The following is a 5,741-nucleotide window of genomic DNA, read 5'->3' as shown; positions in this document are numbered from 1 at the left end:
CACACACACAAAAACACACAACATATTAAATTAACTACGTGAAGGTTGGCGGCGACCTACTCTCCCACACCCTCCCAGGTGCAGTACCATCGGCGCAGGCAGGCTTAGCTTCCGGGTTCGGAAAGGGACCGGGCGTGACCCCACCGCACTAACCACCAACACACATCACAGGACAACACACAACACCCAACCCAACAAGGCGGTGTGTTGCACAAGACACCAAACAGTAGACGCAAGCAACCAACAAACCATCGTATTCCGCCACAGAATTCATTGTTGTTTCATTCGGTCAATTAGTACCGGTCACCTCAACACCTCACAATGCTTACAGATCCGGCCTATCAACCCCATCATCTCTGGGGAACCTCAAAAGAAACCTCATCATGAAACAGGCTTCCCGCTTAGATGCTTTCAGCGGTTATCCCTCCCGTACGTAGCCAACCAGCCCTGCCCCAGGCGGGACAACTGGCACACCAGAGGTACGTCCGTCCCGGTCCTCTCGTACTAGGGACAGCCTTTCTCAAGTTTCCACGCGCGCGGCGGATAGAGACCGAACTGTCTCACGACGTTCTAAACCCAGCTCGCGTGCCGCTTTAATGGGCGAACAGCCCAACCCTTGGGACCTACTCCAGCCCCAGGATGCGACGAGCCGACATCGAGGTGCCAAACCATCCCGTCGATATGGACTCTTGGGGAAGATCAGCCTGTTATCCCCGGGGTACCTTTTATCCGTTGAGCGACACCGCTTCCACAAGCCAGTGCCGGATCACTAGTCCCAACTTTCGTTCCTGCTCGACCCGTCAGTCTCACAGTCAAGCTCCCTTATGCACTTACACTCACCACCTGATTGCCAACCAGGCTGAGGGAACCTTTGGGCGCCTCCGTTACCATTTAGGAGGCAACCGCCCCAGTTAAACTACCCACCAGGCACTGTCCCTAACCCAGATCATGGGCCGAGGTTGAGATGCTCAATACGATCAGAGTGGTATTTCACCAACGACTCCACCACCACTAGCGTGGCCGCTTCACAGTCTCCCACCTATCCTACACAAACCGAACCAAACACCAATACCAAGCTATAGTGAAGGTCCCGGGGTCTTTTCGTCCTGCCGCGCGTAACGAGCATCTTTACTCGTACTGCAATTTCGCCGGGCCTGTGGTTGAGACAGCAGAGAAGTCGTTACGCCATTCGTGCAGGTCGGAACTTACCCGACAAGGAATTTCGCTACCTTAGGATGGTTATAGTTACCACCGCCGTTTACTGGGGCTTAAATTCTCCGCTTCGACCACCAACAAAGGCGGCCTAACAGGTCCTCTTAACCTTCCAGCACCGGGCAGGCGTCAGTCCGTATACCTCGACTTCACGTCTTCGCACGGACCTGTGTTTTTAGTAAACAGTCGCTTCCCTCTACTCTCTGCGACCACCACCAGCTCAACCAGTCTGTCACCAGCAGTGGTCCCCCTTCTCCCGAAGTTACGGGGGCATTTTGCCGAATTCCTTAACCACAGTTCACCCGTCGCCTTAGTATTCTCTACCTGACCACCTGTGTCGGTTTCGGGTACGGGCCGCACACACACATCGCTAGAGGCTTTTCTCGACAGCAATGGATCACCAACATCCCCACAACGGGTACGCATCACGCCTCACCCCACAGGGCATCCGGATTTACCTAGATACCGGGCTACACGCTTACACCACAATCCACTCAGTGGCTCGGCTACCACACTGCGTCACCCCATCACTTGACTACTACCAGATCAGGCCCCACGCATCCACACACAACAACCCAAAAGGCTGCCACGTGTGCTTCAGGGCGGTTAGTATCACTGATTCACCATGGGCGCGCATGCACGGGTACGGGAATATCAACCCGTTATCCATCGACTACGCCTGACGGCCTCGCCTTAGGCCCCGACTCACCCTGGGAAGAAAAGCTTAACCCAGGAACCCTTAGTCATCCGGCGGACAAGATTCTCACTTGTCATTCGCTACTCATGCCTGCATTCTCACTCGCATACCCTCCACCACCAGTCACCCAGCAGCTTCCACGAGCACACGACGCTCCCCTACCAAACCACAAACGTGGTTTCCGCGGCTTCGGCGGTGCACTTAAGCCCCACTACATTGTCGGCGCACAACCACTCGACCAGTGAGCTATTACGCACTCTTTCAAGGATGGCTGCTTCTAAGCCAACCTCCTGGTTGTCTTCGCGATCCCACATCCTTTTCCACTTAGTACACACTTAGGGGCCTTAGCCGGCGATCTGGGCTGTTTCCCTCTCGACCCACGGAGCTTATCCCCCGCAGTCTCACTGCCACGCTCTCACCTTGCTGGCATTCGGAGTTTGGCTGATGTCGCTAAGATGATAGTCCCGCTAAACCATCCAGTCGCTCTACCTCCAACAAGAAACACGCAACGCTGCACCTAAATGCATTTCGGGGAGAACCAGCTATCACGGAGTTTGATTGGCCTTTCACCCCTACCCACAACTCATCCCCGCAGTTTTCAACCTACGTGGGTTCGCGCCTCCACAACGTCTTACCGATGCTTCACACTGGCCATGGGTAGATCACCCCGCTTCGGGTCCAGGACACGCCACTCAACCGCCCTCATTAGGACTCGGTTTCCCTACGGCTACCCCACACGGGTTAACCTCGCGACGCGCCGCTGACTCGCAGGCTCATTCTTCAAAAGGCACGCCATCACCCCACAAGTGAGGCTCTGACGGCTTGTAGGCACACGGTTTCAAGAACTCTTTCACTCCCCTCCCGGGGTACTTTTCACCATTCCCTCACGGTACTATCCACTATCGGTCACATCACGTATTCAGGCTTACCGGGTGGTCCCGGCAGATTCACAGCAGATTCCACGAGCCCACTGCTACTCGGGCACCACAGCACCCCACGCACCATGTGCTTTCACGTACCGGACTCTCACCGTCTACGGCAGGCCATTCCAAACCACTTCCGCTAACACACCACACGCAGGAGGGCGTCACTAGCCACCCAACACCACGGCCCCACAACACCACACACGCAACCCCTAGCAAGTCTCACACGCATATGGTTTAGCCATCATCCACTTTCGCTCGCCACTACTCGCAGAATCATTATTATTTTCTCTTCCTACAGGTACTAAGATGTTTCACTTCCCCGCGTCACCCCCACACCGGCTATACATTCACCAGCAGGTCACCGCACACAACTACGGCAAGGTTACCCCATTCGGACACCCTCGGATCAACGCTTGATTGACAACTCCCCGAGGACTATCGCGGCCTTCCACGTCCTTCATCGGCGTAATGTGCCCAGGCATCCACCGTGCGCCCCTACAACAAACAACAACAAAAAGGCAACACTTCACCCCACCACACACACAAAACACTGCATGCACAACGGAGCAAGAATAAACCAGACAAAATACAAAAAGAAAAGATTACTCGCGTCCACTATCCAGTTCTCACACAACACACCCACACCACACGCAACCACCACACACCGTGACAATCACCTGCAGCCGGGCCAGGAACAACAACCATGTGCCATCCCAGACACCCAACAATGCACCAACGCACCCCAACACTCCGTGTCAGCCACACACCACCCACCACCAGATATCGATACCCGATGATTATGATGCCGCACACGAACAACCGCGTGCCCAAGCAAGCCATCCACCCACAAAAACAAACAATCAGCGCACACCAGCCACCGGCCGGCCCTTTGCGCCAACAAAAAGTAAAGCTCCTTAGAAAGGAGGTGATCCAGCCGCACCTTCCGGTACGGCTACCTTGTTACGACTTCGTCCCAATCGCCAATCCCACCTTCGACGGCTCCCTAACGAGTTTAGGCCACCGGCTTCGGGTGTTACCAACTTTCATGACGTGACGGGCGGTGTGTACAAGGCCCGGGAACGTATTCACCGCAGCATTGCTGATCTGCGATTACTAGCGACTCCGACTTCATGGAGTCGAGTTGCAGACTCCAATCCGAACTGAGACTGGCTTTAAGAGATTAGCCCCACCTCACGGTATCGCAACTCTCTGTACCAGCCATTGTAGCATGTGTGAAGCCCTGGACATAAGGGGCATGATGATTTGACGTCATCCCCACCTTCCTCCGAGTTAACCCCGGCAGTCTCCCGCGAGTCCCCAACCAAATGCTGGCAACACGAGACAAGGGTTGCGCTCGTTGCGGGACTTAACCCAACATCTCACGACACGAGCTGACGACAACCATGCACCACCTGCACACCAGCCACAAAGGGAACAACCATCTCTGGCCGCATCCAGTGCATGTCAAGCCCAGGTAAGGTTCTTCGCGTTGCATCGAATTAATCCACATGCTCCGCCGCTTGTGCGGGCCCCCGTCAATTCCTTTGAGTTTTAGCCTTGCGGCCGTACTCCCCAGGCGGGGCGCTTAATGCGTTAGCTACGGCACGGATCCCGTGGAAGGAAACCCACACCTAGCGCCCACCGTTTACGGCATGGACTACCAGGGTATCTAATCCTGTTCGCTACCCATGCTTTCGCTCCTCAGCGTCAGTTACTGCCCAGAGACCCGCCTTCGCCACCGGTGTTCCTCCTGATATCTGCGCATTTCACCGCTACACCAGGAATTCCAGTCTCCCCTACAGTACTCCAGTCATGCCCGTATCACCTGCCAACCCGGAGTTAAGCCCCGGGCTTTCACAAATGACGCGACAGACCACCTACGAGCTCTTTACGCCCAGTAATTCCGGACAACGCTCGCACCCTACGTATTACCGCGGCTGCTGGCACGTAGTTAGCCGGTGCTTCTTCTACCACTACCGTCACCCCAAAAGAGGCTTCGTCATGGCTGAAAGGAGTTTACAACCCGAAGGCCGTCATCCCCCACGCGGCGTCGCTGCATCAGGCTTGCGCCCATTGTGCAATATTCCCCACTGCTGCCTCCCGTAGGAGTCTGGGCCGTATCTCAGTCCCAATGTGGCCGTCCACCCTCTCAGGCCGGCTACCCGTCGACGCCTTGGTAGGCCATTACCCCACCAACAAGCTGATAGGCCGCGAGCTCATCCCTTACCGAAAAAATCTTTCCACCACACCACCTACAGCATGGTCCTATCCAGTATTAGACCCAGTTTCCCAGGCTTATCCCAAAGTAAGGGGCAGATCACCCACGTGTTACTCACCCGTTCGCCACTCGAGCACCCTGCAAGCAGGGCCTTTCCGTTCGACTTGCATGTGTTAAGCACGCCGCCAGCGTTCGTCCTGAGCCAGGATCAAACTCTCCATACAAACAAAGCACAAAAAGCCTGAAAACCAAGCAAAAAACAAACCCCGACACAAAAACAAAATCCTGCATCAGAATTCATAAAACAATTGTTGCAGCCCACCAACGGGGTAGGCAGACCACAACCACACCACAAAACAACAAAATGTTTAGGTGTTAAAAAGTCTTGTCATGATGATCAAAGCAACCACCACAACACTGTGGCACCTGCTGCGACCAACACAAAAGTACATTGGCACACTATCGAGTTCTCACACAACACACGCACACACACCACCAAGCACACCAGAATCAGTGCACCAGCATGTGCAGCAAGCAGAAACCCTAACACCACAACCAGCCAGACGCAAACACGCGCAACACTGGAAAACAAAAACAGTGAAAGAAATTTCCACCCCAACCACCAACACAACCAACAACCAAGCAACTATTCCCTAGCTACCAGGCGGGCTGTCTCGGCGACGACAAA

3 rRNA genes are annotated in these 5,741 nt (G+C 54.8%); all 3 read right to left on the bottom strand.

Annotated features, from left to right (window positions below):
* Nucleotides 1-43: 43 nt before the first annotated feature.
* Nucleotides 44-160: ribosomal RNA gene (gene rrf / locus ACWORE_RS10375) — 5S ribosomal RNA — on the bottom strand.
* 112 nt (nt 161-272) lie between these two features.
* Nucleotides 273-3,345: ribosomal RNA gene (locus tag ACWORE_RS10370) — 23S ribosomal RNA — on the bottom strand.
* Between the two features lie 408 nt (nt 3,346-3,753).
* Nucleotides 3,754-5,277, bottom strand: a 16S ribosomal RNA gene (locus tag ACWORE_RS10365).
* Together the 16S, 23S and 5S rRNA genes form the textbook arrangement of a ribosomal RNA operon.
* Nucleotides 5,278-5,741: the final 464 nt, after the last annotated feature.

The organism is Corynebacterium sp. c7Ub_26, from assembly GCF_053760365.1.
Note: the sequence above shows the minus strand (reverse complement) of the source record. Positions and strands in the feature narration are given on the sequence as shown.